Origin of the sequence: Pseudonocardia hierapolitana (assembly GCF_007994075.1) — a bacterium.
GTDB lineage: Bacteria > Actinomycetota > Actinomycetes > Mycobacteriales > Pseudonocardiaceae > Pseudonocardia > Pseudonocardia hierapolitana.
The window spans coordinates 1,526,719-1,552,588 of sequence record NZ_VIWU01000001.1 but is presented as its reverse complement, the minus strand read 5'-3'; the positions used below and the strand labels follow the sequence as shown (position 1 = coordinate 1,552,588).

At 68.8% G+C, this 25,870-nt stretch carries 15 protein-coding genes; 8 read left to right on the top strand and 7 right to left on the bottom strand.

The features are described 5' to 3' along the window. Positions 1–131 precede the first annotated feature (131 nt). Positions 132–5,894, top strand: a complete 5,763-nt coding sequence (locus tag FHX44_RS07460) for a DUF3320 domain-containing protein (protein WP_212612374.1) — start codon at positions 132–134, stop codon at positions 5,892–5,894. 107 nt (positions 5,895–6,001) lie between these two features. Here the strand turns inward: FHX44_RS07460 and FHX44_RS42015 are convergent, their stop codons facing one another. Further along, positions 6,002–6,508, bottom strand: coding sequence for a hypothetical protein (locus FHX44_RS42015; RefSeq protein ID WP_170308810.1), 507 nt, complete (start codon positions 6,506–6,508; stop codon positions 6,002–6,004). A 99-nt stretch (positions 6,509–6,607) separates the two neighbouring features. Here FHX44_RS42015 and FHX44_RS42010 point away from each other — a divergent pair, with 99 nt between their 5' ends. The 4 genes from FHX44_RS42010 (at position 6,608) to FHX44_RS07435 (ending at position 9,161) form a co-directional block, all read left to right on the top strand. Next, positions 6,608–6,982, top strand: a complete 375-nt coding sequence (locus FHX44_RS42010) for a hypothetical protein (protein WP_170308809.1) — start codon at positions 6,608–6,610, stop codon at positions 6,980–6,982. 288 nt (positions 6,983–7,270) lie between these two features. After that, the gene (locus tag FHX44_RS07445) at positions 7,271–7,516 is read left to right on the top strand and encodes a hypothetical protein (protein ID WP_147254797.1); all 246 of its coding nucleotides are present in this window, start codon (positions 7,271–7,273) and stop codon (positions 7,514–7,516) included. Next, positions 7,513–8,682, top strand: a complete 1,170-nt coding sequence (locus FHX44_RS07440; RefSeq protein WP_147254796.1) for a DNA cytosine methyltransferase — start codon at positions 7,513–7,515, stop codon at positions 8,680–8,682. The genes FHX44_RS07445 and FHX44_RS07440 overlap by 4 nt, the downstream gene beginning before the upstream one ends. Before the next feature lie 2 nt (positions 8,683–8,684). Beyond that, the gene (locus tag FHX44_RS07435; protein WP_147254795.1) at positions 8,685–9,161 is read left to right on the top strand and encodes a DNA mismatch endonuclease Vsr; all 477 of its coding nucleotides are present in this window, start codon (positions 8,685–8,687) and stop codon (positions 9,159–9,161) included. A gap of 86 nt (positions 9,162–9,247) precedes the next feature. Here FHX44_RS07435 and FHX44_RS07430 read toward each other — a convergent pair whose 3' ends face one another. The 3 genes from FHX44_RS07430 to FHX44_RS07420 all read right to left on the bottom strand — a co-directional run bounded on the left by FHX44_RS07430 (position 9,248) and on the right by FHX44_RS07420 (position 17,392). Next, complete coding sequence (locus FHX44_RS07430) at positions 9,248–14,254, bottom strand: FtsK/SpoIIIE domain-containing protein (RefSeq protein ID WP_147254794.1); 5,007 nt, start codon at positions 14,252–14,254, stop codon at positions 9,248–9,250. Continuing rightward, a complete protein-coding gene (locus FHX44_RS07425; protein WP_147254793.1) occupies positions 14,251–15,555 on the bottom strand; it encodes a hypothetical protein in 1,305 nt (434 codons plus the stop codon). The genes FHX44_RS07430 and FHX44_RS07425 overlap by 4 nt, the downstream gene beginning before the upstream one ends. 64 nt (positions 15,556–15,619) lie before the next feature. Continuing rightward, the gene (locus FHX44_RS07420; protein WP_212612373.1) at positions 15,620–17,392 is read right to left on the bottom strand and encodes a hypothetical protein; all 1,773 of its coding nucleotides are present in this window, start codon (positions 17,390–17,392) and stop codon (positions 15,620–15,622) included. 267 nt (positions 17,393–17,659) lie between these two features. Here FHX44_RS07420 and FHX44_RS44020 point away from each other — a divergent pair, with 267 nt between their 5' ends. Next, positions 17,660–17,863 (top strand): helix-turn-helix domain-containing protein, encoded by a 204-nt coding sequence (locus tag FHX44_RS44020; protein WP_342793508.1) that lies wholly within the window; start codon positions 17,660–17,662, stop codon positions 17,861–17,863. 587 nt (positions 17,864–18,450) lie between these two features. On the opposite strand, the gene FHX44_RS07405 is transcribed toward FHX44_RS44020, so the two are convergent. Together FHX44_RS07405 and FHX44_RS07400 are read right to left on the bottom strand one after the other, a co-directional pair. Then, entirely contained in the window at positions 18,451–22,185 is a 3,735-nt protein-coding gene (locus FHX44_RS07405) for a caspase, EACC1-associated type (RefSeq protein WP_147254791.1), read from the bottom strand. Beyond that, positions 22,182–22,571 carry a hypothetical protein gene (locus FHX44_RS07400; RefSeq protein ID WP_147254790.1) on the bottom strand — a complete coding sequence of 130 codons (390 nt, stop codon included), beginning with the start codon at positions 22,569–22,571 and terminating at the stop codon, positions 22,182–22,184. Before FHX44_RS07400 ends, FHX44_RS07405 begins: the two co-directional genes overlap by 4 nt. Before the next feature lie 780 nt (positions 22,572–23,351). Between FHX44_RS07400 and FHX44_RS07395 the strand changes: the two genes are divergently transcribed. Together FHX44_RS07395 and FHX44_RS43785 are read left to right on the top strand one after the other, a co-directional pair. Further along, positions 23,352–23,945 carry a DUF3558 domain-containing protein gene (locus FHX44_RS07395; protein ID WP_147254789.1) on the top strand — a complete coding sequence of 198 codons (594 nt, stop codon included), beginning with the start codon at positions 23,352–23,354 and terminating at the stop codon, positions 23,943–23,945. A gap of 272 nt (positions 23,946–24,217) precedes the next feature. Next, positions 24,218–24,346, top strand: coding sequence for a hypothetical protein (locus FHX44_RS43785; RefSeq protein ID WP_281287876.1), 129 nt, complete (start codon positions 24,218–24,220; stop codon positions 24,344–24,346). A 97-nt stretch (positions 24,347–24,443) separates the two neighbouring features. On the opposite strand, the gene FHX44_RS07390 is transcribed toward FHX44_RS43785, so the two are convergent. Continuing rightward, positions 24,444–25,850, bottom strand: coding sequence for a plasmid pRiA4b ORF-3 family protein (locus FHX44_RS07390; RefSeq protein WP_147254788.1), 1,407 nt, complete (start codon positions 25,848–25,850; stop codon positions 24,444–24,446). Positions 25,851–25,870 lie beyond the last annotated feature (20 nt).

Genomic DNA, 25,870 nt, shown 5'->3' with positions numbered 1-25,870 from the left:
AACCACTCGGCCGTCCGGCCGAGCGTGAACAGGGAGCAAGGGTGACAACAGCACAGGACCCGCCAGCCGTTTCGATCACCCTTGAAGCGCGGTCCGTCCTCAGCTACGCGATGGCGCACAACGAGATCCCCGTGATCTCTCGCCTCGCCATCGACCACGTGGTCCGGGACGTGCCGCAGGCCCGTCTCCAGCTGGAGGTGGCCGATGCGAGCGGCCTGATCGGGGTGGCGCAGGAGATACTCGTCGATCTGGAGGCCGGGCGCCCCACGGTCCTCACCGACGTCACGCTGCGGCTCGATCCGGCGGCGATGCTGCGGGTCGAGGAGCAGCGGCCGGCGGTGATCCGGGCACGCCTGGAGACCGATGGCCAGGTGCTCGCCGAGCAGGTGGTGCGCACGCGGGTTCTTGCCGCCCACCAGTGGCTGGCCGCGCCGCCGACGCTGGCACTTGAGATGCTGGCCGCGCACGTCATGCCGAACCACCCAGCGGTAACGGCGCTGATGAACGACGTGGCGCAGCGGCTGCAGATGACCACCGGCAGCCCCTCGCTGGAGGGCTACCAGTCCGGCGCGGAACGCGTGGACCAGATCGTCGCCGCCGTCTACGAGGTGATGCGGGCCCGCGGCATCCGCTACGCCGAACCGCCCGCGAGCTGGGCCGATACCGGGCAGAAGGTGCGGACCCCCGGCGAGGTGCTCGACGGTCAGGTCGGGACGTGCCTCGACACCGTCGTCGTGATGGCAGCCGCCCTCGAACAGGCCGGAGTTCGTCCGCTTCTGTGGCTCGTGGACGGCCACGCCTTCCTCGGCTACTGGCGGGAGGCGTCGTCGCTGGGCACCGTTGCCGAGTTCGACACCGCGGGCGTGGTGAACCGGATCGACCTCGGGCAGATCGGCCTCGTCGAGACGACGCTGCTCACCGAACGGCAGGGGCCCGTTCCCTTCGACGATGCGCAGCGCGCGCCGTACGTCGCTCACCTCACCGGCGACCTGGCAAAGGTGATCGGGGTCGTCGATGTGCACCAGGCGCGCGTCGACCGGGTCGTCCCGCTGCCCGCACACACCCGCGGCGCGGACGGGCAGGTCCTCGTCACGGTCTACACGCCTGCGACGGCCCAGCCTGCCGGGTACGTCGCGCCGGCAGCATCCGACCGGTCGCCGACGGGGCGGACGACGCAGGAGCCGCAGCGCGTCACGACGTGGAAGAACGCACTGCTGGACCTGAGCCTCCGCAACCGGCTCATCAACTTCACGGAGCGCTCCGCCCTCTCGCTCGTCGTCCCGAAGGAGCGGCTGGGGCAGGTCGAGGACCTCCTCAACGCAGGAACTGTCCTCACGCTCCGTCCGTCGGACGAGGTGGCGGCCGTCGAACGTGAGCGCGGGATCCGTCATGGACGCGACCTTCCGCAGGCGCAGCTCGTCGACCTGCTGGAGGGGAAACGCACGCTGCACGCCGACGTCACCGACGCTGCCTACGCCACGCGCATGCGCGGCATCGCGTACAAGGCCAGGACCGTCGTCGAGGAGACCGGCGCCAACAACCTCTACCTCGCTCTCGGCTCGCTGGTCTGGGAGCTGGACGGGCGCACGTTGCGATCTCCGCTGATCCTCCTGCCCGTCGTCCTGAAGGCGGCAGGCCGTGGTGGCCCGTACCGGCTCGGCGTCGACGAGGCGGGCACCTCCACCCCGAACTACTGCCTCATCGAGAAGCTGCGCCAAGTGCACGGTCTGCAGATCCCGGGCTTGGCCGAGCCCCCGGAGGACGGTGCCGGCATCGATCTCGACGCGGCCTTCGAGTCGATCCGGCGGACGATCGCTGCCCGTGGCCTGCGGTTCCGTGTCGAGCCGACCGCGGATGTCGCGATCCTGCAGTTCGCGAAGTTCCGACTGTGGAAGGACCTGGACGAGAACTGGGCGAGCTTTGCCCAGAACCCGCTCGTCGAGCACCTGATCCACTCTCCGGCCGAGGCATTCGCCGACCCGGTCCCCGAACCCGAGATGGGCAAGCTCGACGAGCTCGACGAGCAGTGCCCCGTCCCTGCGGACGCGTCCCAGCTGCGGGCCATAGCCGAGGCGACGGCTGGTCGCACATTCGTACTCGAGGGTCCGCCCGGCACCGGCAAGTCGCAGACGATCACGAACCTATTGACGCACGCGGTCGCCCAGGGCAAGTGGGTGCTCTTCGTCGCGGAGAAGCGGGCAGCGCTCGACGTCGTGCAGAAGCGCCTCGACGCGGTGGGCATGGGCCCGCTCTCGCTCGACCTGCACGACAAGGGCAGCAAGCCGGCCGCCGTCCGTGAGCAGATCAAGCGCGCACTCGAGCACGTCGCCGAGGCGGACCCGCAGGACCACACGATCAAGACCGAGGAACTGCGGTCGGCTCGCCGCTCCCTCACTCGATACGTCCACAACCTGCACCACCCGAACGCCGCGGGCCTCTCGCTGTACGCGGCACGAACCGCCGAGCTCGCCATCGGCGACGACGTGCTGCCGATGCCGATCCCCGAGTCGCTGCTCACCGGCGGCGACCCCGAGAGCGTGGCCCGGCTACGGCAGCTGTTCAGCACGTTGCCCGACCGGACGGACGCCGCACGCCCCCGACCCGAGCACCCCTGGGCGTTCATCGACTCGGCCGCGGGCATCGACGTGGAAGCCGTGCTGCACGCCGCCCGCCGCTTCGACATGGCGCTGCACCGGCTGCCCGGGGTCCTCGCCCCGGCTCTCGACGCGGTCCGGACCCCGGCGGACCTCGATGTCCTCGCCGAGCTCATGGATGCCGACATCCCGCTGCCGGTGCTCCACGAGTCGCGTTCCGCGAGGTGGGACGGCGCGGTGCGGGCGATCGTGGCCGAGGTTGCCGAGTTCGCCTCGACACCACATCCCGGGCTCGACGTCGTCACGCCTGACGTTCTCGGCCTGCCGATCACCGAGATCGACGCCGACGCGCGGACGGCTGCCGCCTCCCGCTACTTCGGCCGGAAGAAGCGCCTGATCGCCGTGCGCGACCAGTTGGCGTCCGTCGTGCGGCCGGAGGCGAAGGTCGTCAAGCCGAAGCGGCTGCCCGAGCTCACCGGGCATCTCGTCGACCTCGACAACGCCGTGCAGGAACTGGTGCGGAAGGTCGAGAAGATCCCGGGGCTGCTCCTGCCGCCGGGATGGACGCCGTTCACGCACGAGGGGCGCGGGGTGCTCGCCGCGCGCATTGACCGCGTACGCCGGGCCGGCCAGATGGTCGACCCGGGGAACCCCGACCCCTACCGAGCCCGGTTCGCGCCGGCCCTCCAGGCCGTCCTTTCCCGGGGAATGCAGGCCGATCCCGGCCCGCTCCGCGAGGCGGGCGCGGCCGCGCACCACCTGCTCCAGGTGTGCGCTGTGACGCCCGACGCCGTTGTCGAGTGGGCCGGCCCACTGGGGCTCCTGGTCCGCTGGCAGCAGACCGCCGCCGAGCGGCTCCTTGCCGATCCGCGGCTGGGTTCGCTGCGCCGCTGGCTCGACCTGCTCCATCACCTCGAACCCCTGCGGGCCGCACGTTTCGACGAGGCGCGCGCCGGGATCCTTGCGGGCACCATCAACCCCGACGACGCCACGAGGTCGTTCGAGCTCGGCCTCGCGCGGACGTCGCTGCGTGAGCGGCTGCGGGACACCGGGCTCGAGTCGTTCGACGTCACAGGCCATGAACGCTCGATCGCCCGGTTCGTCACCGCGTCGCAGGCGGTGCGCGGCCACCTGACGGGCGTCGTACCGCAGCAGGTCCTCGCGGCCCGGGGGTTCAACCCGCAGGCCGCCGGTGGTCAGGTGGGCCAGCTGCAGCGCCAGCTGTCCGTCCGCCGCGGCGGGATGAAGGTCCGCGAGCTGATGAGCCGGTTCGGTGACGTGATCACGCGCGCGCTTCCGTGCGTGCTGGTCAGCCCGGACTCCCTTGCCCGCTTCTTCCCGGCCGCCGCCGGGCTCTTCGACATCGTCGTGTTCGACGAGGCCTCACAGGTGCGCGTGGCGGACGCGATCGGTGCGATGGGCCGCGCCCGGTCGGTGGTCGTCGTCGGCGACAGCAAGCAGATGCCGCCGACATCGTTCGCCGAGAGCAGCTTCCCGGCCGACGACCTCGATATCGACGGCTCCGACGACGCTCCCGTCGAGGACGAGGAGTCGATCCTCACCGAGTGCGTCCAGGCGCGCGTCGGACGCCACCGTCTCTCCTGGCACTATCGCAGCCGGGACGAGTCGTTGATCGCGTTCAGCAACCACCACTACTACGACGGCGGGCTCTCGTCCTTCCCCGCGCCGACGGCAGCCGGAACCGGAGTCTCCCTCGTACGGGTGGATGGGCACTTCCACCGGTCCGGGCCGCGCAAGACGCTGCGCACCAACTCTGTCGAGGCCGAGGCCGTCGTTGCGGAGATCCGACGCCGGTTCGATGCGTCGCCGGATCGACCGCCATCGCTGGGCGTGGTGACGTTCAACCAGCAGCAGCGCGCGTACATCGAAGGCCTACTCCGCGACGCCGATGACCAGCGGCTGATCGACGCGCTGGAGGACCCGGACGGGTTGTTCGTCAAGAACCTCGAGAACGTGCAGGGCGATGAGCGCGACCTGATCCTCTTCTCGACGGCGTTCAGCGTGAACGACAAGGGCGTGTTGCCACTGAACTTCGGCCCGTTGAACCGCGCCGGTGGTGAACGTCGGCTCAACGTCGCCGTGACCCGAGCGCGCCGACAGGTGATCGTCTTCTCCAGCTTCGACCCGGGACAGCTGCGCACCGAGGAGACCTCGTCGGTCGGTCTCAAGCACCTGCGCACCTACCTGGAGATGGCGGCAAAAGGACCGGAGGTGCTGCCCCGGGACACGTCGAGCCGGATCCGCCGCGACCGGCACCGCGAGGACATCGCCGCGCGGCTGCGGGAGCGTGGGCTCACCGTGCGGACGAACGTCGGTCTCTCGGACTTCGTGATCGACCTGGTTCTGGGGGAGCCGGACGAGCCGCGCGTCGCCGTCCTCCTCGACGGGCCGGCGTGGGCGTCACGTCTGACGGCGCGGGACCGGGATGCTCTGCCGCATGAGGTCCTGGTCGACGTGCTCGGCTGGCCCGCGGTCGAGCGGGTCTGGCTGCCGACGTGGCTCGCCGACCCGGATGCCGTCGTCGCACGACTGGCGACCGTGGCCGCGCAGGCCGAGCGACGTGCGCCGGTCGACAGCGGACCACCGGCGCGCGTCGAGGCCGCGCCACCCGGGCCCCGCCACGCAGCGAAGGACGGGCCGACCCCGCAACCCGAGAGGCAGGCGGCTCCGGTGTTTGCCGCGGCGGCCCCCGCCAGGCCCGACCTGATCTGGCCCACCGATGCCGAGATGTTCGTCCCCTGGACCCCACGCCCCCTCGGCACCCGCGACGTCCTCGACGCACTCCCGTCGCGCACCGCGGCGGGCGCCGTGGCCGCCGCACTCGACGAGGTCGTGGCCGCAGAAGGCCCTATCCACCTCGACCGGCTCGCCCGCCTCGTCGCGAACGGCTTCGGGCTGAGCCGGGTGGCGGGTCCCCGAAAGGAAAAGATCCTGCGACACCTTCCGCGCGGGCTGCGCCGAGACGCGTTCGAACCGGTCGTGTGGCCGGCGACCCGGATCCCCGAAGAATGGACCGGCTACCGGCGATCGCCCGAGGGACTTGGACGCCCACTCGAGGAGATCCCGCTGCGCGAGATCGTCAACGCGATGGCCGGGGTGGCCCGAGCGGCGGCCGGGGCGGAGCGCGGGGACCTCCATCGGGAGGTTCTGGCGGTCTTCGGGTGGAAGCGACGGACCGCGGGGGTGACCGAACGTCTCGACCTCGCCCTCGATCTCGGCGTGCGAGCCGGGCGGCTCCGGTTCGATGGCGAGATCGTCGTTTCGGCATCCGACCAATGATCTAAGGATCCATCGGCCCGCCCGGCGCCGCCGTCGTCGCAGGCCTTTAGCCTGGCGGATCAGCGATTGACTAATTCGAAGGAGTGCAGATGGCGCGTGTTCGATTCCTAGGCCCGTCCAACCAGCGCTTGAAGCCGCACCCGACTGAGGTGGACTGCGAGTATGCCGTCGTCGACGACAACGGCATACGGCTGCTTCATCTGAGCACGTTCGGCAGCGATGATCGGGCAAGTGAGAGGAAGTCGAGCCAGAGCCTCCAGTTCGACGCGGAGCGTGCTCGACAACTCGTCGAGATCATCCAGCGCACATTCCCACACCTGAGCTCGAGGCCGCATTAGCTGCATCGTTAGTGGCACGGCACGCAGCGTCGGCCAGATAATTGATCTTCGTGCTTCCTCCGAGAGGCTGCTCGCGCGTCGAGTGCCGGAGGTGGGTATGGCTCGCAGACCGAGCGTGTTCGTGCGGCCGTTGTGGATGGACGAGGCGGCCGCAGGCTGGCGCGCATCCCGGACCGGCAAGAACCCGGTCCGGATGCGGCGATCGTGGTCTTGATGTCGGCCCAGGGCGCGGCGGTGCGCGACATTACGTCCTTGCTGCAGATCGGCGAGGATCATGTGCGGGATGTGATCCACGCGTTCAACGAGCGGGGTTCGATGCACTGGACCCAACCGGGCGGGGGGACGACCGAAGAAGATCGGTGAACGGGTCCACGCGTGGATCTGTGCGGTCGCTCGGACGTCCCCGCCGGCTGGGGCATCACCGGGTTCTCCACCCGGTCGCTGACCAAGCTGCGCGAACACCTGCTCGCCGAGGGCATCGTTGCCGAGGTCAGCCGGGAGACACTGCGCCGGATCCTGCGCGCCGGCGGCGTGTCCTCGCAGATCACGACCACCTTGAAGCCCTCCACCGACCCGGACGTCATCGGAAGAGATGGGCCGGGTCCTGACCTCATGACCACCTACGCGACGACGGCCGCAGGTCCGCGTCGACGCCCCCTGAACACGCACTCTCGCAAGGACACGGCCTGGCGGCCCAGGGCCGGCCGCGTCGACAGCGAGCGACCTACACCCGCACCAGCTGGGGGATGACATGCTTGCCGCGCTGGATCTGGCCACCGGCCGGCCTTTTCTACCGCGTGCGGGGGCGATCTACGTCAGCGGGTGTACCGAGCTTTGTCCGTGCCGCAGCGACCGGGTGGCCAGCGGCAACCGATACCGGACGAGAACCGCGTGGCGAGCGGTGGAACCGGCAGGCGTGCGGGATCGTCCATGCCGGCCATGGAGAACCCCCACCGTTCAACCTGCCACCCACTCCTCGTCGAGGCCGCCGGCAGGGGGATTCGACCGGGCTCGGCGGCGTCGAGGTCGGCGCCGAGGGTGAGCGCGGAGCCGCTCATTCCCCTGTTGGCGCAAGGCGTTCCGGCGCGACGGCAGACCCGAGTGCTGTCGTCCTACGCGAAGGGCCGGCAGGCCTGGCCGACGGGCATCGATCCGCAGTTGCTTGGTCACGCGGCCATGAGTGCGGGCGTGACCAGCTGGCGGACACGGCATCTCTCGCACGCCGCCCACATCGACTGGGCCGAGGGCGCTAGCCTGATCACCGTGAGCGAGGCCGGAAGGTGAGAACTGATGATCCGATCCTGAGCCTGTTCTCGGGCGTTGGGGGCGTCGAACACGGCCTGTCGGAGGCCGGCCTCCGCAACACCGTTGGGTTCTATGAGTCGTGGGAAGCTGCTCAGGCGGTGTTGAAGGACAGGTTCGAGGACATCCCCCAACATGGGGATATCTCGTCGATGAAAAACTTTCATGGGGCTCGGCTTGTCACAGCAGGATTTCCCTGTACTGACCTTTCGCAAGCGGGTCGAACCGTAGGCTTGGACGGCGCAGCTTCCGGATTGATCAGACGCGTCCTGGAGCTCCTTCCACAAGAGAAGCCTGACTGGCTGCTGATCGAGAACGTTCCTAACATGCTTCACCTGGGATCGGGGCGGGCGCTAGGAGAAATCACTCTTGCGCTTCAGCAAGCCGGCTACGACTGGGCCTACCGAGTGATGGACTCCAGGGCTTTCGGATTGCCGCAACGCCGCCGCCGCGTGTACCTGCTCGCCTCGCATGTGTACGATCCCGCCGCGGTCTTGTACCGCTCCGACTGTCCATCGCTTCGGAAGGATGGCGGCGTCACGGGGGCGCGATCGGACGCGTTCGGGTTCTATTGGACAGAAGGAAATCGTGGCATTGGTTGGGCAATCGACGCAATTCCGGCGCTCAAGGGATCGACAACAGTTAGTATTCCGAGTCCACCCGCAATCTGGCTGCCCCGAGCAGTCGTCGGCCACAAGATCGTTCGACCTTCGATAACGTCCGCGGAACGCTTGCAGGGACTGCCTGAAGGTTGGACTGCAGCCGCTCCGACACGTGACCGCTGGAAACTGCTCGGGAATGCCGTCAGCTCTCCTGCCGCACGATGGATCGGCGAGGGCCTTGTGTCGCTCCCTGACCCCAGCCTGGTCGATGGACTCCAACGCTATTTGCAGGTAGAGGGGGCGCGATGGCCACTTGCAGCCCATTATCGTGACGGGAAGACCTGGCGAACGGACGTGTCTGAGTGGCCTACTCAACCATCCGGTCGGCACCGGCACCTCTCAAGTCTGCTCCGCACGTATGGATCCGAACCGCTGTCGTTGCGTGCGACGACTGGCTTCCGGAATCGCCTCGCACGAAGCACTCTCCGTTATTCGGAGGACTTCATGCGCGACCTCAACGAACACATCGCCGCGGTGAGCGTCTGACAATGATGCCCTCTGCCTCCTCTGAGACGATCCGGCGACGCATGGCGATGCAGCGTCGCAGGGACACAAAGCCTGAGATGGAGATCCGCCGCCGGCTCCACGCGGCGGGACTGAGGTACCGCGTCGACGTACGCCTTGAGGCGGATATGCGCGTGCGTGGTGACATCGCGTGGAGGCGCGATCGCGTTGTTGTGTTCGTCGACGGGTGCTATTGGCACGGATGTCCGCTTCACCGAACCACGCCGCGTGCGAACGCGTCTTGGTGGCGCCAGAAGCTCGATGACAACATCGCCCGAGACCGCCTAGTCGATGGAATCCTCGAAGAGCGCGGCTGGCTCGTCCTTCGGTTCTGGGAACATGAGGACCCTGAACAGGCCGCAACCACGGTTAAAGATCAACTCGCTGCGCGGAGGAAGTCGACCCGCCAGCCTGCGAGGCATCGCGCACGTCCTTCACCTGGTCGCGGTTGCGGAGCGTGAGAACCCAGGCGCCGTTCCTTTTGATCAAGCTTATCCTGTCGGACCTACGCGATGAGGGGATCCCAACTCATGTGCGCTGAGCCGGGTTAGAAGTCAAAATATGCGACCTGGAGTCGCTTCATTCCCCTAGCAGTGCGGAGGAACGCATCCCCTTGGCCGGCCAGGGTCTCTGCCCCGGTCTCATCCAATATGATCCGGCTGTCTGTTGCCGTCTTGACTCTTAGGGCAAGCTGAGCCGGAAAGTTTGACCGAATCGTGGTCGACACGACGTCCGCACTTGGTCGTTGGGTCGCGACGATGATGTGGATCCCGGCTGCGCGCGCCTTCTGTGCCAACCGCCGTAGCAGCCTTTCGATCGAGGTCTTGTCGTCCGGGTCGCTGGTCAGGTCCGCGTACTCGTCTAGGACGACCACACGCCACGGCAGAGGCTGCTCGGTCGACACCGACCGGTTGTAATCTGCGAGGCTTCGGGCCCGCACCGTCCGGAACAGCCCGTAGCGGCGCTGCATCTCCTCGACCGACTCCTCCAGGATCGCGATCGCGTCCTGTGCGTCCATCCCGATCTGCCCCACCACCCGCGGGTCGTCGGCGAAGTCGAGCAGCTCGGTCCCCTTTGGGTCGACCAGGAACAGCGAGATCCGCTCGGCCGAGTAGCGGCAAAGTGCATGCAGGACTGCCTCTAACGCGACCGACTTCCCCGAGCCCGTTGTACCGGCGACCAAGAGATGCGGCGAGTCGGGCGAGGAGAACTCCAGGGTGACCGGTCGCCCCTGGATGTCCTCGCCGAGTGGAACCACCAGTGCCTCCTCGACCAGCGGCGAGCGCGGCCACAGCAGCGAGGTCAGGACCGGATAACGCTCCTCCGTCGCCTTCGGGACCTCGAAGACAATCGCGCCGCGGTCCTGGATCGCCCGTACCCTTGACTCAGCGGGCAACGACAGCGCGAGCTGGATCTCGCTGACCCGGTTCATCACCCGGTCCACCGTCACCCCCGGACGGGGCACGACACGCAGTACGTAGAACCCGGGGCCCTCATCCCAGGCGCCCACCTCGGGGGGTGCGACCGGGACGTTGTGCTGGCTGAAGACATCCAGCAGCCGCTCGTAGCGACCACGCAACTCCAGCTCGCCGAGGCCGCGCCCGGCAGGCGTGTCGCCCGAGCCCGTGGGGACCACCGCGGCGGCCGACGTTCCACCAGATCGCCTCTCCGGCTCTGACTCCTCGCGCCACCCGGCCGGGCTGTCGACGATGGCGAGGTCGGCCGGGGTCGCCGTGTCGGCGATGGTGCCGGACAGCTCGATCTGGGACGTCTCCTCTCCGGTTGCGGGCGCCTCATGTGCGAGCAGACACTTGAGGATGGCGAGGAGCTCCATGTGGTGGACGCGGTGCAGCACATGCCGGCCCAGCCGCGTGGGTCCGGGCGCCGGCCCTGGCAGGTCCGAGCTGATCGCCACGGCGACACCGCCTATGTCGGTGAGTTCGACCTGGCCGGCGCGGATCGCCTGAAGAATCACCGCGCCAGCGCCCTCCGCGGCCGGCCCGAACAATGAGCGCGCAGGCAGCTCGCTGGGCGGCAACCCGATCTTGCTTTCCTGCTCGACCGCAGCCGCCAACTCACGCCACCAGAACTTGGTGTCTGCCGCGCGCTCGCGGCCGAACGCGTTCGCGCACAACTCGACCGTGCGGTCGAGCTGGCTCTCGGCCGCTCCAAGGTCCTCTGTGCGGCGGAACTTCGATTCGACCACCAGGATCGCGAGCCGCACCGCGCCGTCGGGCTCTACCGTGAACACGAACCGGCCGAGGTCCGCCCGCATCCGCTGCGTGCGACCGAACCACCCGAGGTGCTCGTCGAAGCTGATCCACACTTCCATGCCCGACGTCGCCCGGTCCACCGGCGCGGAGCGCGCGACATCGTGACGGCTCACGACCAGCCCGAGGATCTCGTGCGCCGCCCGGCCCAGCCCCAGCGCCCGCAGCACAGCACCGGGCACCACGTTGCGGCCCACCTCATATAGCCGCAGCGCCAGCTCGTCGATCGGGAGCTCGTCGCCCAGGCGCAGGTCGTGATGCAGCTTGCGGCGCAGCCGATCTACGACGAACCGCCGACCTGTCATCGAACTGACGATCAGGGTGTAGGCCTCGTTCTTGCCCACTCCGGTGCGAACAAGGATGACGTCGGGGCGGTCGGGCAGGGCATCGATCTGGTCCCGTCCGATGAACGAGTCGAGCGTCACCACCCAGTGCGCCACCTCATGTAGCCCGGTAAAGACGCGCTGCTGCCGATCGAATCTGACCTGTAGCGCGAAGTAGTCCGTGTTCGCATCCTCCTGCGGCGCCACCGGGGAATGCGCCTCGTGCCGTACACACAGTGTCGACCATGCCTCCAGGACTGGGTCCTGCTCGGTGGGCAGCAGGACCCGCACCACGTTCTCGCTGCTCTCGGCGAGATCGTGGAAGGGTGAGCTGATCCACGCGTCGAAGCCGCCCGACAGCGAGGCGTTGGGTGATCTTGTGAGGTTCTTCAGCGACGTGCGGGTGCCGAACACCGCCGGCGCCAGAGCGATGTCGACTCGGTCGCGCAGCTCTGCCAGCGGCGGATCCTCATCGGGGGCCCAGCCCTTCAGGACCAGCTGGACGTCGGGGAAGAGCCGGTCGGGGGCGGTCTCCTCGTCCCCGAAGGTGTCCTCGAAGGCCTGCACGATGTCGTGGTGAGTGGCGCGCGGCGCGCACAGGTTCAGCTCGACGCGGACTCCGCCAACCCGGCCGCGCAGCCGCTGCACCAGCCTCACCGGCAGCCGGGCCGAGCCGTCTCGCGACAGTAGCAACACTACGACCCCGTCGCGCTTGTGCGGATACGAGTCAAGGTAGGCGACGATCACCGACACCATCTCGTCGACGGCCGTGTCGTCGACATTCGCCAGCCAGTCCCGGTCCTCCCCGCCGTCCCGACGGACCGCGGCGTACTCCTCGTGCCACCCGTACTCCCGGACCGCGACCGCCACGACCTCGTCGGCGCCGACGACGAACGGGGGCAGCCCGTGGGGGGAGACGCGATCGAGCCAGTCGAAGAACAACTCGGTGTTCTCCGGGTTGAGGCTCAGTCCGTCGGCCAGCGCCCGGACCAGCAGCTCGGTCATTCGGTGCAGGTGGCTCACGATCCACCGCAGGCGCAGCGGGTGGGTCGCCAACATGACTAGGCGATCGCCCGGCAACTCCACGACGTCGGTGAGCACGACCTCCTTCAGTTCGGGCAGCGGCGAGTTATGGGGGACCAGCACGTCGCGCGCCTTGCCGAGGAAGACTTCCCACTCGTTGAGATAGTCGTCGAGGGTCTCCGGGGCGAACCCGTCCCGCAGGTCGCGCAGCCGGCGGGCCCGGATCTGCGCGAACTCCTCAGCGGTCGGGCCAGACATGGCGGAGACGCCGCCATCGCCGAGCCTCCCCCAGCGCCGGGGGTCGAGCAGGGACTCGCACCACGTCTCGAAGTCGGTGTCGAGCCGGTAACCGCAAACGAGGTTGTCGTCAAATATCACCGCGGCCAGTGCGACCAGACCCGGGTCGGACTGCGGGTCCCACCGGAACCGTCGGATCCCCGACTCGGGGATACTGACCGCCAGCCGTAGCGGCGCCCACTCGACGGACGGCTCGAACTCCTCGTTGTCCTCGGGGTCAGGTGGGCGCTCGGCCTCGCGCAGCACCTGGTCGATCGTCAGCGCCAGCCCAATGCCGGACGAGGACTGTTCTACGACGTCATCCAGGACTCGCCCGTACAGGAACCGGAACAGCCACCGCGTCCACCTGCCCTGTTCGGGCGGGCCCTCCATGACCAGCGAGACCTTTGACGCAACAGGTTCGGCCTCGCCGTCCTGCGAGGTCGGAACCTCGTGCAGGACGTGCAGGCTGTGCAGGAGCGCGCGGAGCGGATCCGGCTCGATACGAGCGTCGGGGTATGCCAGCTTCTCGACGCGGCGCCGGAGGGGCGCCGGGAGAAGTTCGACGATCGAGGGGGCGGCGTCCGCGGGCTCAGCGTTGACGAGCCGCTCGGCGGCGTCCTGCTCACTGCGGTCCAGGCCGGGCTCGACCTCTAGCTCGTCGAACTCCTCGAGCCGGGTCGGATGGTGGGAGGTGATCCTCGAGCGGATCTGGGCGCCAAGACCGTCCTGCGCCCGGCGCTCGAACAGCTGCAGCCAGACCTCGAGCTCGATTCGCTGCCGCGCCGCCTCGCGTTCCCCCCGCACGACCTCCCGCATTGCCTCTCGTACGGCGGCCTCGGACAACTCGCCGGTCAGCTCGACTAACCGCTCGTCGAGTCGGACCGACTCGATGCGCATCAGCAGGTCGTCCTCGGTGATCTGGGCACCGGTCGGTTGGCGAAGTGCGGCCGATCTGAGGTTCTTCACCAGCCTGCTGCGAGATGATCGCTCGTCAAGGAACAGCAGCGAATCGGGAAACATCCCGACCACCGCCAGGCGACGACCCACAACGCGGTCGATCTCGCCCGGTGTAAGGAGCGCGACCCTCGAAAGATCTGTGCAGATCGACCAGACGAACCGGACCCAACGCCGCAGCGATATGCCTTCGTCTTGGGTGACAGCCTGGCGGATCACCTCAAGGCCAGATTCCAGACGATGCTGCGGCCTACTCTGCCGGCCGGCCATCCGCCAGGCGTGCCGCAGGACGATGTCGTCGCCCATCCCGTCGGTATCGCCTGGGGAACGGGTGAGGACGTTCTGGTCGTTGAGCTGATGCAGGGAGCCACGCAGACCGGCCTCGTCGCCCTGCGGGTCGAGGTCGATGATGATCAATGCCGAGACGTCTGCGTTGCGCCACTTCGTCAAGGTCTCGTCTGCAGACAACACGGCGTTCGCCGGCAGGCCCTCGATCGAGCGGCGCGTGCCCACCTTCACGGTGGCGGGCGCAGCACGCCCGGGGACCTGAAGACCGTCGAGTCGCGCGGCGATGGCGACGACCTCGCGCTCGGAGAAGCCGCTGATCCGCAGCCCCGGCCTGCCACCTCCTGCAGACGATCTGTTGATCTCGGTGCGGGCGATGTCGGCGACGATCTCGCCGATGAGCAAGTCGGTGTCTGTCACCGGATCTCCCCGTGCACGAGGTCGGTCGCGTCTGAGTATCGGGTCAGCAGTCCCGAAGCCTCGAGCCGTTGCCGGAACCCGATGAGGTTGCTGGTGAACGACTCGCCGTCGATGTCGTTTGTGAGCCGGGCTGCGCGCGCCTCCGCTGGACCGATGACGAGGCCGAGCTTCTCATGGAGCGACCGGCAGTAGGTCTCGAACTCGGGCTCCTCGCCAGGAGGCGTTGTCGCGGCCAGCAGGGCCTCCAGCATCTCCGGCTTGAACGTGAAGTGCCGTCGCCCCGCCGTCGCGTTCAACGCGCCCACCGCGGCCAGCGTCTCAGTGAAGAACGCGCGAGGGCTGGCCGCGAACGCCGGGTTAGAGCCTGTGAAGCGACGCCAGATCTCCGCGGTGGGATCGCCGGACGCTTCCGCGTGGCGTCTGGCGACCTGGGCAAGCGCCGACACGATATTCCACCGGAACTCCGTTAGGGCCTCCTGTGAGCGCTTGCGGATGGGGTTCGCCGCGTAGGTCATGTCGATCGGGCACAACCCCTCTGGCAGCCCGAGTTCCAGGCGGGCCAGACTTAATTGATGCCGAGCCAGGCAGTACGGAACCCAATGCAGGAGCTGTTCGATGCGCTTGGCACGCGGCACCCCGGTACGGCGCCCAATGTGGTCACAACCTGCGCGGATCAGCTCCGGCCACGGACTGTGCTCGTCGTCGACCTCTGCAGTGCGTTCGGACTCGTCGACGAATTCGCCGTCGGGCTTCGCGACGTCGTGGGCGCGCAGCGCAGCAGCGACCCGACCGAGCGCCGTGCCACTGTCCTGGACCAGGTCGCGCAGCGCCTCGCGCACACGGGCTCGTCGCTTCTCGTCCGGGTCTGTCCGCAACGTTCGATAAACGAATCCACCGCCATCGCGGAACACGTAGCGTTCGATCGCAGGCACGCCGCGTCGCTCGACGGCGTCGTAGTGGACGAGCTCGCCAACGAACGGATACAGATGCGCTGCGAACCACCGCGGCTCGACGCGCCTGCCCGGGATCTGCACCACGAGCGAGGAGAAGAGCGCCTGCAGGGTGGCGGCGGTTCCCGTGCCCTCGACCGCACCGCTGAATTGAACTGCCGGTATCGGAGTCCCGGTCGCCAGTCTGCGTGCCAGGTCGTGCGAACGACGCCGGTAGCTGACCGTCTCCTCGGGATCCGCGAGGAGCTCCCCGCCGGCCTCGATCACCCCCTTGCAGATTGCCAACAATTCCAAACCGACATACAGGCCCCTGCCCTGCTGTTGGAGGTTCGAGCCGAACAGATCGAGCACGATCTCCGCGCCTCGGCGGTCTCCCCGTGTCGCCGTCACCGCTGTCCCGTCGTTGTTCTTCCCGTCACTGCTCTCCTCGGATCCGATCGCCGAGGTCGATCGAAAGTGTTCTCCGTTCGCCGCCGACGAGCACGGCGATCTCGTCCTCCTCGCGTGACTCCGGCACGAGCGAGGCGAGCAGCCCATTGATGAAGCGGATCGCGGCCGCGTGCTCGGTCCTCGCTGACAGACCTGTCGCCCATCGGTGCAGGAGCTCGAAGCGAACCAGATCAACCGGTATTGCCGCCGCCTCTCCAGTAGGCGCCACGATCCGCACGATCGCGGCCCGACTTAGCCAGTCGACGGCGGCCGGCAGCGTTGGTTGCCTGTCTTGACGCCGCCAATGGGCGACCTGCCCCTGAACGACTACGTTCCGGCTCGACAGCCGTGCCCCTACGACCGCTGCCCTGCTTCGGTGGTTCGCGAAGGCCGGATCCAGGATCAACAAGTCTGCGGGGTTCCCCGACCGGCGGACCCCCTGGACGGCCTCAAGCCCGCGGATCAGCACATCGCGGGTGTGAACTCCCCGCTGATCGCTCATTTCCCCCGTCGCGGCGGCCCGGAAGTCCTCGCCTGCCCGCAGCCCCATGCGCTCGAAGGAGCCGACTGCCTCGGAGCCGTCGAAGTACCAGCGGCGGCGCAGATAGGCGAACAGGTCATGCATCGTCGCGCTCTCCCGTTGAGCGTCCCGGCGCGACTGCGGCGTCCCACCGTCCATTATCGGGAGGGCGGGAAGGAACTTCTCCCCGCCGTCCAAGGGGTCCAGCAGGTCGTCGACCGCTCTGATCGCCGTCGCGCCCGGATCCAGCCGCCGCAGCGCGGCGAAGGTGGGTACCTCGCTCCGTTGCCGCGGGGTGAGGCGATCGCCGAAGAGCGCCTGGTGAAACAGATGCCGGTACTGCCAACCGCGATCGGCACGATTCCGCGTGTACCGCCGGTGCACCTCGGCGCATCGGATCCCCCCGGTCACCGCGTAGGCGACGGTCGCCAGCGCATGCCGGATCGTGATCACCGTCCCCGATCGCTCCGCAGTGGCGAACAGCTCCTTGATCGCGCTTCTGCGGCTGGCGCCACGCTCGGTGTCCGCGAGCAGGACATGGTTGCGAAGGATCGGACAGACCTCGCGGGCGTCACATCTCTGGCAGCTGCGCCAGCGACGGCGGTCCATCGCCCACGAGCTGACCGCCCACTCCAGCAGCCCGTCTCCCTCGTCCTTCACGACCGACTGATAATTTAGGTTGACGACGTGAACGGCTGGGGTCACAGAGGAGCAACTGCCGTTGTCGATTCCGTCCTCAAGCGTGCGGATGAGCGCTGTGGCGAGTTCCTTGTCCTCGATGACGCCCACGGCGCGCCGGAGCCGGCCCTCGTTCGCACAGACGATCCCGACAGCGGTGTCATCTGCGGCGAGCCGCTCGAACAGGTCCGCGCCCGTCTCGACCGAGAAGTCGCTGAGGTCTTTCACGATGCGAAGCGGGCGAGACCTGCCAGGTGTGCGCGCGAGCACTTCATCGCCACGCGCACGGTTGCGAACCATGTCCTGGACGATCGCGGGGGGCACATCACACGCATGCAGCACCTGGGCGCATAGATGGGTCTTGCCATGGCCGGCGTCGCCAGTCAGCACGACCAGCCGCACCGAAGGGTCGTCGATAACCTGGAGCACGTACCGGAAAGCTGCGGTCTCGAAACCAGACTCGCTCGAATCGGCCTGCTCGTGGACAAGCTCGGCAGCGTCTGCGTTGAATGGCTGGAAGCGGCTCAGTCGCTCCACATGAGCGTTTCGCTCCAACGCCATCATGCCTCCGTGCGTTCGTTCGCCGTGCGCGGGCACTTCATGGCGCACCGTAGCAGCGCGCGCCTGAAGGGTCACCCTCCTGGAGGACGCTGACCTCGCACCTCTGGATAAGTAGTCAGTGCAACGAGTCGACAGTCGATCGGCAGCGACGACATTAACCCTCTAGTGGGATCCGACCTGCCGCCGATGCGCGGGCTGCGTGATGGAGTGCTACTGCCCCGGCCGCTGTGTCACGATGGAAGTCGCGACTGAGCCGATCGGCCCCGCATCGCCCTCCACCGGGGCTGCCGTGGCCTCGGTCAAGCTGCCGTAGCCGGGCTGGTCGGCCGATCGGAGTCGTGGCTATCCCAGGTCGAGCGCGGCCGACCGCCTCGGGGTGGACGCCAACCACCGTTGGACGGCCTTCGTCGTCACCGACGCGGCACGTCAGTGGTTCGCCGAGCCGTCCGAGCACGATCGGCCGCGGCCTGATCTCGTCGTTGCCTGACCGCTTACGTCCACCACGGCCAACAAGGTCGCAGCGGGGATCGTGGACACCAGCGCGGTGGGCGCCCTCTGCGACGCGCTCGGGCCAGCGTTCCGGTCGTCGCGGTGCCGATTGTGAACAACCGGCTCTGGGGCACCACATGTGGTCGTCGACGCTGCCAGACCCTGGCAGCTGCGGGTGCCCGATTAGTTGATTCCCAGGCGGGCGAAGTAGGTGCGCCCAAGCCCGTGCAGTCGGGTTCTGGTCCGGAGATCGCCGCGCTCGCGCGGTTGCGGCCGGACGAGGGTCCGCTCGCGGTCGTCGCCATGGTGTCGTACGTCGGCGAGGGCTTCGACTGCCCGGCGCTCGACACGCTGTTCCTCGCCACGCCGATCGCGCGTTCAAGGGGCGGCTCGTGCAGTGCGTCGGCCGGGTGCTGCGGCCCCACCCCGGCAAGACGACCGCCGAGGTGCACGACTACCACGACGTCGGGACCGGGGTGCTGGCGTCGTCCCTGGCGAAGCGGGCGCCGGGCTACGTCGGCATCGGGGTTTCCGGACCCGCGCACCATGCGGGCGGTGCCGGTCTGAGCTCAGGCGTAGTCGTACAACCGCCATGCCGGATACCGGAAGGCGGCATGGCCGGGCCCAGCGCCGTCCAGCAACGCCCGGCGGTGCAGGGCCAACCGCAGGTGTCGGGCCTCGTCGGAGCCCGCTCGGGCCCCTCGGTCGAGAAGGACCGCGGTCGTGGTGCCGTTGCCGCCTCGTACGACGGCCTCGACGGGGTGGCCGTTGACCCGCTCACCGAGGGACACCGCGCTCCCCGGCTGCATGGTCAGAACGTGGTAGAGCCGCTGCAGCAGGTCGTCTCCCATACCCGGGCCGGCGGTCGGTACGGCGCCGGTGGAGGCCTCCAACAACGCGGCCGCGACCCCTCCTCGCCTTCGCCAGAGGTCCTTGTCACCCACGACGATCAGATTGCTCCTGGCTCGGGTGATGGCGACGTTCCAGAGGTTGAGCTGGCGATCGACCCAATCGATCGCCCCGCGATGCATCCCCGTCGCCGCGACGAGCGAGAACACCATGACGTCGCGTTCGCCGCCCTGGAACGTGTGCACCGTTCCGACCCTGATCCGCTCCTGGCCGTGTCGCCCCAGGCGACGTCGCAACGCGTCGGCTTGGCCCGTGAAGGGCGTGACCACGCCGATGGTGGCTTCGGCCGGCAGGCATTGCAGCATGCTCGCGACGATGTCGTCCACCCGGACGATCTCGTCCCGGTTGACCCAGGAGCCGCCGCCCGCCGGGCGCGCTGCCCGCCCCGCGACGTGCTCCCAGACGATCGGTCGCGAGGCGAGCGACGGGCGGTTGCGCATGTCGGTGAGGACCGTGAGACCGCTGTCGTAGAAGAGGTCGTTGGAGACGGCTGCGATGTCGGGGTGGCAGCGGAAGTGCTCGTCGAGCAGCAGCGTGCCTCCCGCGGAGCGGGCGGCGGCATGGAACGCCGAGTGCCTGCGGTAGGCGAGATGATGTTTCTCGAGCCAGTCGGCGCGCACGCCGCTCCTGTGTCGGCTGGCGGCCTCGCGCTCGGCACCGATGTTCGCGATGTGCGGTAGCTGCATCGCATCGCCGATGACCAGGGCTCGTCGGGCCCGGAAGAGCAGGGGCAGGACATGCGGAATGCCGCACTGGCTCGCCTCGTCGATGATCACGAGGTCGAAGAGACCCGGTTCGGGCGGGAAGCGGCGGGCCATGAGACTGGTGACCGCCCAGCCGGGCACCGTGGGCGACGTCCGCCTTCCGTGGCCGCCGCCCAGAATGTCCTTCACCGCGGGCCAATCGCTGCGATCGTTGTCCCGCGCGGTCAGCAGGGCGAGGATGCGCCTGCGCCCGAGGCGGGCGTTCGTGCGGAGAGTGCTCTCGAGCAGATCACGGGACGCCGTTCGGACGTCCGCCTGCGCGTGCTCGAGGGCCGCCGCGATCGCGGCGTCCTGGTTGCTCATACCTCGTTCCCGCAGTGCTCGCCACGTCGTCTCCGCCGAGGCGAAGCGGGCGAGCGTGTGGCATCGATCGGCCAGGTCGCCACCGTCGAGGTGAATCCCGACCTTGCGCAGCAGGGAGGCGCGGCGCCATCGCCCGAGGAAACGGGCGCGAGCCAGCCGCGTCGCCTTGAGAGCCATCCGATCCCACGCGGCCGCATCGGCGAGTCGGTGGACGAGCTCGGCCACCGGCACCCCGAGCTGCCCGGCGTGGTTCTCCCGCGCCTGGCCGGCCACGAGCAGCGCTCGTTCGTCTGCACTGACGCGAGCCATCTCCTGGCGAATGCTCTGCAGGCGGCCGTCCGCTGCGTCGAGCTGTGCAGCGGCCGTCTGTGGGTTGCGGGCGGGCTCCGGGGCCGCTCGAAGCGCATGCAGGGCAGCGTTCTCGGTCTCGGTGTAGTCGCGGGTCCGGGACCGGGCCGAACCCGTGCGCACCAGGCTGCCGGGGACGAGTTGCTCGCAGCGACGCCAGACCTCGTCGACCGCTTCGTTGTTGTTGGACGCCACGAGAACGGTCTGCACGTTCGCGATCGCGGTCGCGACGACGTTGGCGACGAGTTGGCTCTTCCCGGTACCCGGCGGCCCGGTCGCCACCGTCAGTCGTCGGGTCATGGCCGAGCAGATGACCGCTCTCTGCGCCTCGTTGCAGCTGAGCGGAGTCACCAGACGGGCTGGTGTCGGCTCGGCCTGTGCCGATGCCTGCGCTCGTTCCGCAGCATCGGGCGACAGGACGGCGAGTGCAGTGGACCGGATGTGCGCGGCCCGCGCCATGATCGTGTCGAGATCGTCGACGAGCTTCTTCGTGAACTTCGAGTTGCGAAGCGCGGTGAAGAGGACAGCCACGTTCCGTGCGCCGTGGCCGGGTGTGCGGACGTCGATGCGTTCGGCGAGCCGATCCGGCCGGAGCTCCTGCACGCAGGGCAGTTCGAACTCGTTCGTGATGAGATTGCGGATGTCGACCGCCATGCGATCGTGCTGTCCGCTGTGCCAGGTGTGGTGGTACGACTCCGTCAGGTTCGCGGCCTCTTCCGCGCCCAGCCACTCCCGGGCCAGGCCCGGGTGCGGCTGCACCGGGCCGTAGGGCTTCAACCGCACCGTGCCGTCCGTGTCGACGATCTCGACGCGGCGCACGAGAAGGGGTGCGAACTTCGGGTGGCGCCACGGCTGTCCACCGCGTGGTCCGGTGAGGACCACGGCGGGAAACCCCGCCCAGAGCTCGGCGTCCTGTTCCGTCGCCGCCGCGACGAGCGAAGCGGCCTCAGCCGGGAGGTCCGCGCAGCCGTTGTCGTCCACCTCGCCCGCCAGGAATCGTTCCTGGCCGGTCAGGCAGACGTAGGACCGGGCATGGTCACCAACGGACATGAGCGGCATCTCGGTGCCGTCGGAGAGCACGCAGTCCTTGTAGTAGGCGAGGAGGTCGGTCCAGGTCGGCTGCCGGTGTGAACGGGGAAGAGGGCGGGCCGCGCCGGGTGCGGCAGCCGGGTTCGCGCTCACCGGCACGAGGACCGGCGCAGCGCCCAGCGGGCAAGAGGCGATGACGATGCGGTCGTCGACCCCCAGCGCGGAGTGCACCGGGATCTGGCGGGCTCCGTTCTCGCGCATTTTCCGATTGACGTAGTGGAACAGGTCGGACACGGACACTTCGCCGCTGCCGTCTGTGCCCACCCGCCCGGTGCGGAGCGCCTCGATCACTTCTCCCGTGAAGGCGGACGGGCGAACCTCTCCGGGGCCGGCATGGGCGTAGGAGTCCTCGCCTGCGCGGGACGAGGAGAGCACGTAGACGGCCCGGCTGGTCAGCAGGGCGTCCTCACCCGACTTCGCCACCATCCGCGCGAGCTGCTGATCTGACGTGCGCAGGCCCACCGCGAAGCCGCCGCTGCGGCAGCAGTCGATCATGACTACCTTCTGCGGGGCCCAGCACGCCTCGAGCCGCTCGTTGATGAACCCGGCGGCTACCCCGGTGTCCGCGATACGGTCGAAATCCGTGTCCCGCGCGACGAAGTAGAACTCGCCGCCCGTCTGGACGAGCCGCGTTCCGTGTCCCGACACGTACACGAGGGCGAGGTCACCCTCCCCGCAGTCCTCCAGGAACTCGCCGATGGCTTGACGCATGTCATCGGCCGTCAGATCGGACATGGTCGTCGCGGACCAGAAGTTGCCGATGCTGGGGTGACGCAAGACCTGACTGAGTCCCGCGATGTCCGCCCGGGTCGACGGCAGCGGCGGAAAACGGTCGTCATCGTGGTGTTCGTTGCCGATGAGCAGCGCCTTGCGTCGGATCAAGGGGCTCATTCGGCGCTGCCGTCCCCGTCGCTCACAGTGTCCAGGAATTCCTTGACCATCCGTTCCTGGCCGGGGTCTGGCCGTCCGCTGATCGTGATGGACCTGCCGCGGTAGGAGATCTTCACGGATCGATTCCGCTCCTTTGCCGCCCACTCCTTGATCAACGTCGTGGCGACGCGAGCGGCGGGGACAGATGCCGTTGCCACCCAGAGGGCTACCTCAGCGGCGGCACCTTTGCGGCTGAGGTCAACGGATGCGTTGTCCTCGTGGAAACCGACGTCGAGATCGTTTCGCTGTCGCAGCGTCTCGTGCAGGTCTCGGGTCAGCCGCTCTTGCCGCAATGCGTCCCCGCCGGTGGACACGACGAGCCGCCACCGGTTCCCTCCGTTCTGCATCGATCACTCCCTGCCGATGTGCGAGTGGGGCCGACCGTAGGAGAGCGAGTGGAGGCGTGGCGGGCTTCGGAACATCGTCACCCGATCGGACGTGCATGACGCCCGATGCGTCAGCGGTTCCGGTACGTCATCAGCGCCGTCCGCGAAGGCCTTCTCGTCGTCGACGCGCACCCGCACGAGCCCGCGGTCTGCCAGTTGGCTGATGCTGGCGATCTCCGGCCCCAGTTCCAGTTCCGGCAGATCACGCCGACGGCGCTCGTGGGGCGGGCGTGGACGGGGTGCTGTCGAAGCTCCGCTCGGCCGGATTCGCGCCGATGCCGGAGGACGACGATGGCGCCGTGATCGTTGCGCGCCGGACGGGCCCAACCCCGGCCCGAGCGCGGAAAGTTCTGGTCCGGTGCCGGGTGCCGGCCGCCGACCTCGCCGCGCGGCTGCTCGCCGCCGGGACTGCGCTGCCGGCCAACGATGCGCGTCGCCGGTCCGCCACGGCGTGGGATCGGGGCAGTTGAGCCAGCTCTGCCTCGCCTGCAGCAGCGTTTCCAGACTGCTGATCGCATTCCTGCCGGGCTGCCATTCGGCACGAGCCGCACGATGGTCAGGCTGGTCGAACAGCCATTCGCGAACGTCTGGGACAATCGTGGCGCCACTCGATCGAGCATGGCGGGAGGGTGGCGAAACCCATCGACGGATGCCGGAGACCAGTCCGAGCGGTGGTGGTCTGCCGAGCCGAACTTCGCGGACGTGCAGACCGGAGCGTGATCGGGCCGCTACGGTCGGGGCGTGACTCGGATCGTGGGGGCGATGCTGGTCGGAGTTGTGTTGCTCGTCGGGGGGTGCACGACGATTGCGGGGCAGCCCTCCCCGGCGAACCCGACGGGCGGCGCCTCGGCGGAGGCGAACGGGATCGACCTCCCGCCCCGGCCGCGGGAGGTGCGGCTGGACGGGGTGGATCCGTGCGAGCTGCTCACCGAGGAGCAGCGGGCCGAGATGGGGTTGGACGGACGGCCGTCGTTCAGCGTGGCGCCGTCGCAGCTGTACGGCGGCGAGGTCCCGGCCTGTGTGATCAGCGGGTCCGAGCCGCAGGAGGTCGTCGTCGGCATGAGCGTGGTGACGTCGGCGGGGATCGAGCGGTTCACCACGTCCCGAGAGCTGGCGGCCGAGTTGCGGCCGGTCCAGGTGCGGGGGTTTCCGGCCTTGGTCGTGGTACCGGCCCAGTTCAACGATTCCTGCACGGTGGTCGTGGACGTCGCCCCTGGCCAGCTGATCGACGCCCAGTTCGGCGACGGTGGCGGCCGACCAGCCGTCCCGCAGCCGCAGCTGTGCCAGGGCGCCGAGGCCCTGGCCAATGCGGTCGCCCCGACCAGCTCCAGGTGATCTCTACCGTCGCCGGTGGGGCTCACGGAGGTGAGGGAGTGGTCGATGCCCGATCAGTTCTCGTCCGGCACGTTTCGCGTCGTGGATATGGGCAGATCCCGGCCGTGCGCGCCGCCGTGGAGGAGTCGCTCATCGAACTTCGCGATCAGCTCTTCCGCCTGCGGCAGGAGGGGTGATCCAGCAGTGGCTCGGCGATCCGGTCGGCGAGGACGTCGTCCTGCACGACGATCAGCGACCTGGCCGAGATCGCGGATCTGGTCGAGGAGTTCGCGTTGCGGCCGGTGTGGGTCGTGCCGCACGCGACGACGCCCGGCGCCGTGCTCGACGGTCAGCAGCGCCTGGCCGACGTGGTGTTGGGCCGGGGCTGGAACCTGAGCCCCCGGCTGCACATCGGGTCGTGACCAGCAGCCCGGCCTGCGTTCCGCGGAACGCGAGTTCACGGTGTCCGGGATCGAGTCGGTGAGCCCGGTCGGGTAGGAGCCATGTTTCGTCGGCGGCCTACGGCCAGGTGCGGAGCGCAGCGCGCGCGAACGTGACCCCGTCCGGGGTCGATCGTTCGTCGCTCGAGTCCCCGGTCAGCGCGTCCAGCCGCCGGAGCACGGCCCTGGTGTCCCAGGCCGCGTTGGCGGCGTCGAACTCGGTGAGCGGTTCGCCGTCGCCCCGCACCCAGCCGATGGCGGTCAGCGTCCTGGTGATGATCGCGTCGACGTGCTCCATCGCGCCGGCTGCGACGGCGATCAACAGGACGACACCCGCCTGGGATTCGATGCCCTCCCGGGAGCCGAGGGGAGTGCGCTCGGCGACGTGCCACCACAACGCGACGGGGTCGGCGAGCAGCCGGCGCCCGCGGGCGGTGAGCTGCAGCTTGCCGCCGTGCTTGCGGAGCAGTCCCAGCTTCTGCGCGGACTCCCGCAGGCTCAGCACCGGCATGGCGTGGTTCTCGCGGTTGAGCTTTCCAATCCCGTCCTTCGCCATTCCGAGCTCGGCCACCGCGGCCTCCACGTGCACGGGCGGGAGGTAGCCCGCCCCGGTGAGCGTGATCCCGTCGTCGCCGACCCGGTCGAGCAGCCAGGTGTACGGACGGACCATGCGCGCCGCGGTGTCCGCGTCGATCACCGTGGGTTCGTCGAGCGCGGCGGCATCGATCAGCTTGCGCAGGCGGATCTGCTCGCCGCTGTCGCGCATGACGTGGACGAGGTCGGCGAGCGGTCCGGGCAGCCGGCCCGTCGACCGGGCCGGAAGGCCGGCCAGCGCCTCGTTGATCTCGTCGATGGCGAACGGTGTGGGCGCGAGTCGTTCGACGTCGAGGTCGGATCCGTAGGTGTGGATGATCTCGGCGCGCGCGGCGGAGTGGTGCGGGTGGGTCGGATCGGTTGCCGCGTCGAACAGCTCGTAACCGGGAACGCCGCCGCAGTCCTCCGGTGGGCCGGGACGTCGCCCGGCGGTGCACGCCGCCCGCGGCGCCGTGTCGTCGCGCGGCAGGACGGCTTCGAGCTTCAGGCTGTGCAGCCAGTCGTCGCCGAAGTCGTAGACGTAGTAGAGCGTGTCGCCGACGTCGGCGAGCACCTCGTCGATGCGGACCTCGCTCTCGGGGGTTCCCCGCTCGCCCTCCTCGACCTCGAAGGGCGACAGGTAGTGCTCGGTGTCGGGGTCGTAGGTGCTCGGACCTGCGCTGAACCGGTGCAGGTGGCTGTCCGTCCAGCCGAACGCGATCTGGAGGACGTCGTGCAGCTCGTCGAGGTGCATGTCGGAGGCGAGTTCGAGGCGACGCCACAGCGGCGGTTTGGTGCCGGTGAGGTCGACGCGAACCCGGTAGGTGACGACGTCGGTACGGCGCTCGCGTCGTAGTGATCGACCCGTGAGGAGGCGGCCGGGTTCGTCCATGGGCGAGCCGGGGCGCGACATGGCCCAACGCTACGAGCATC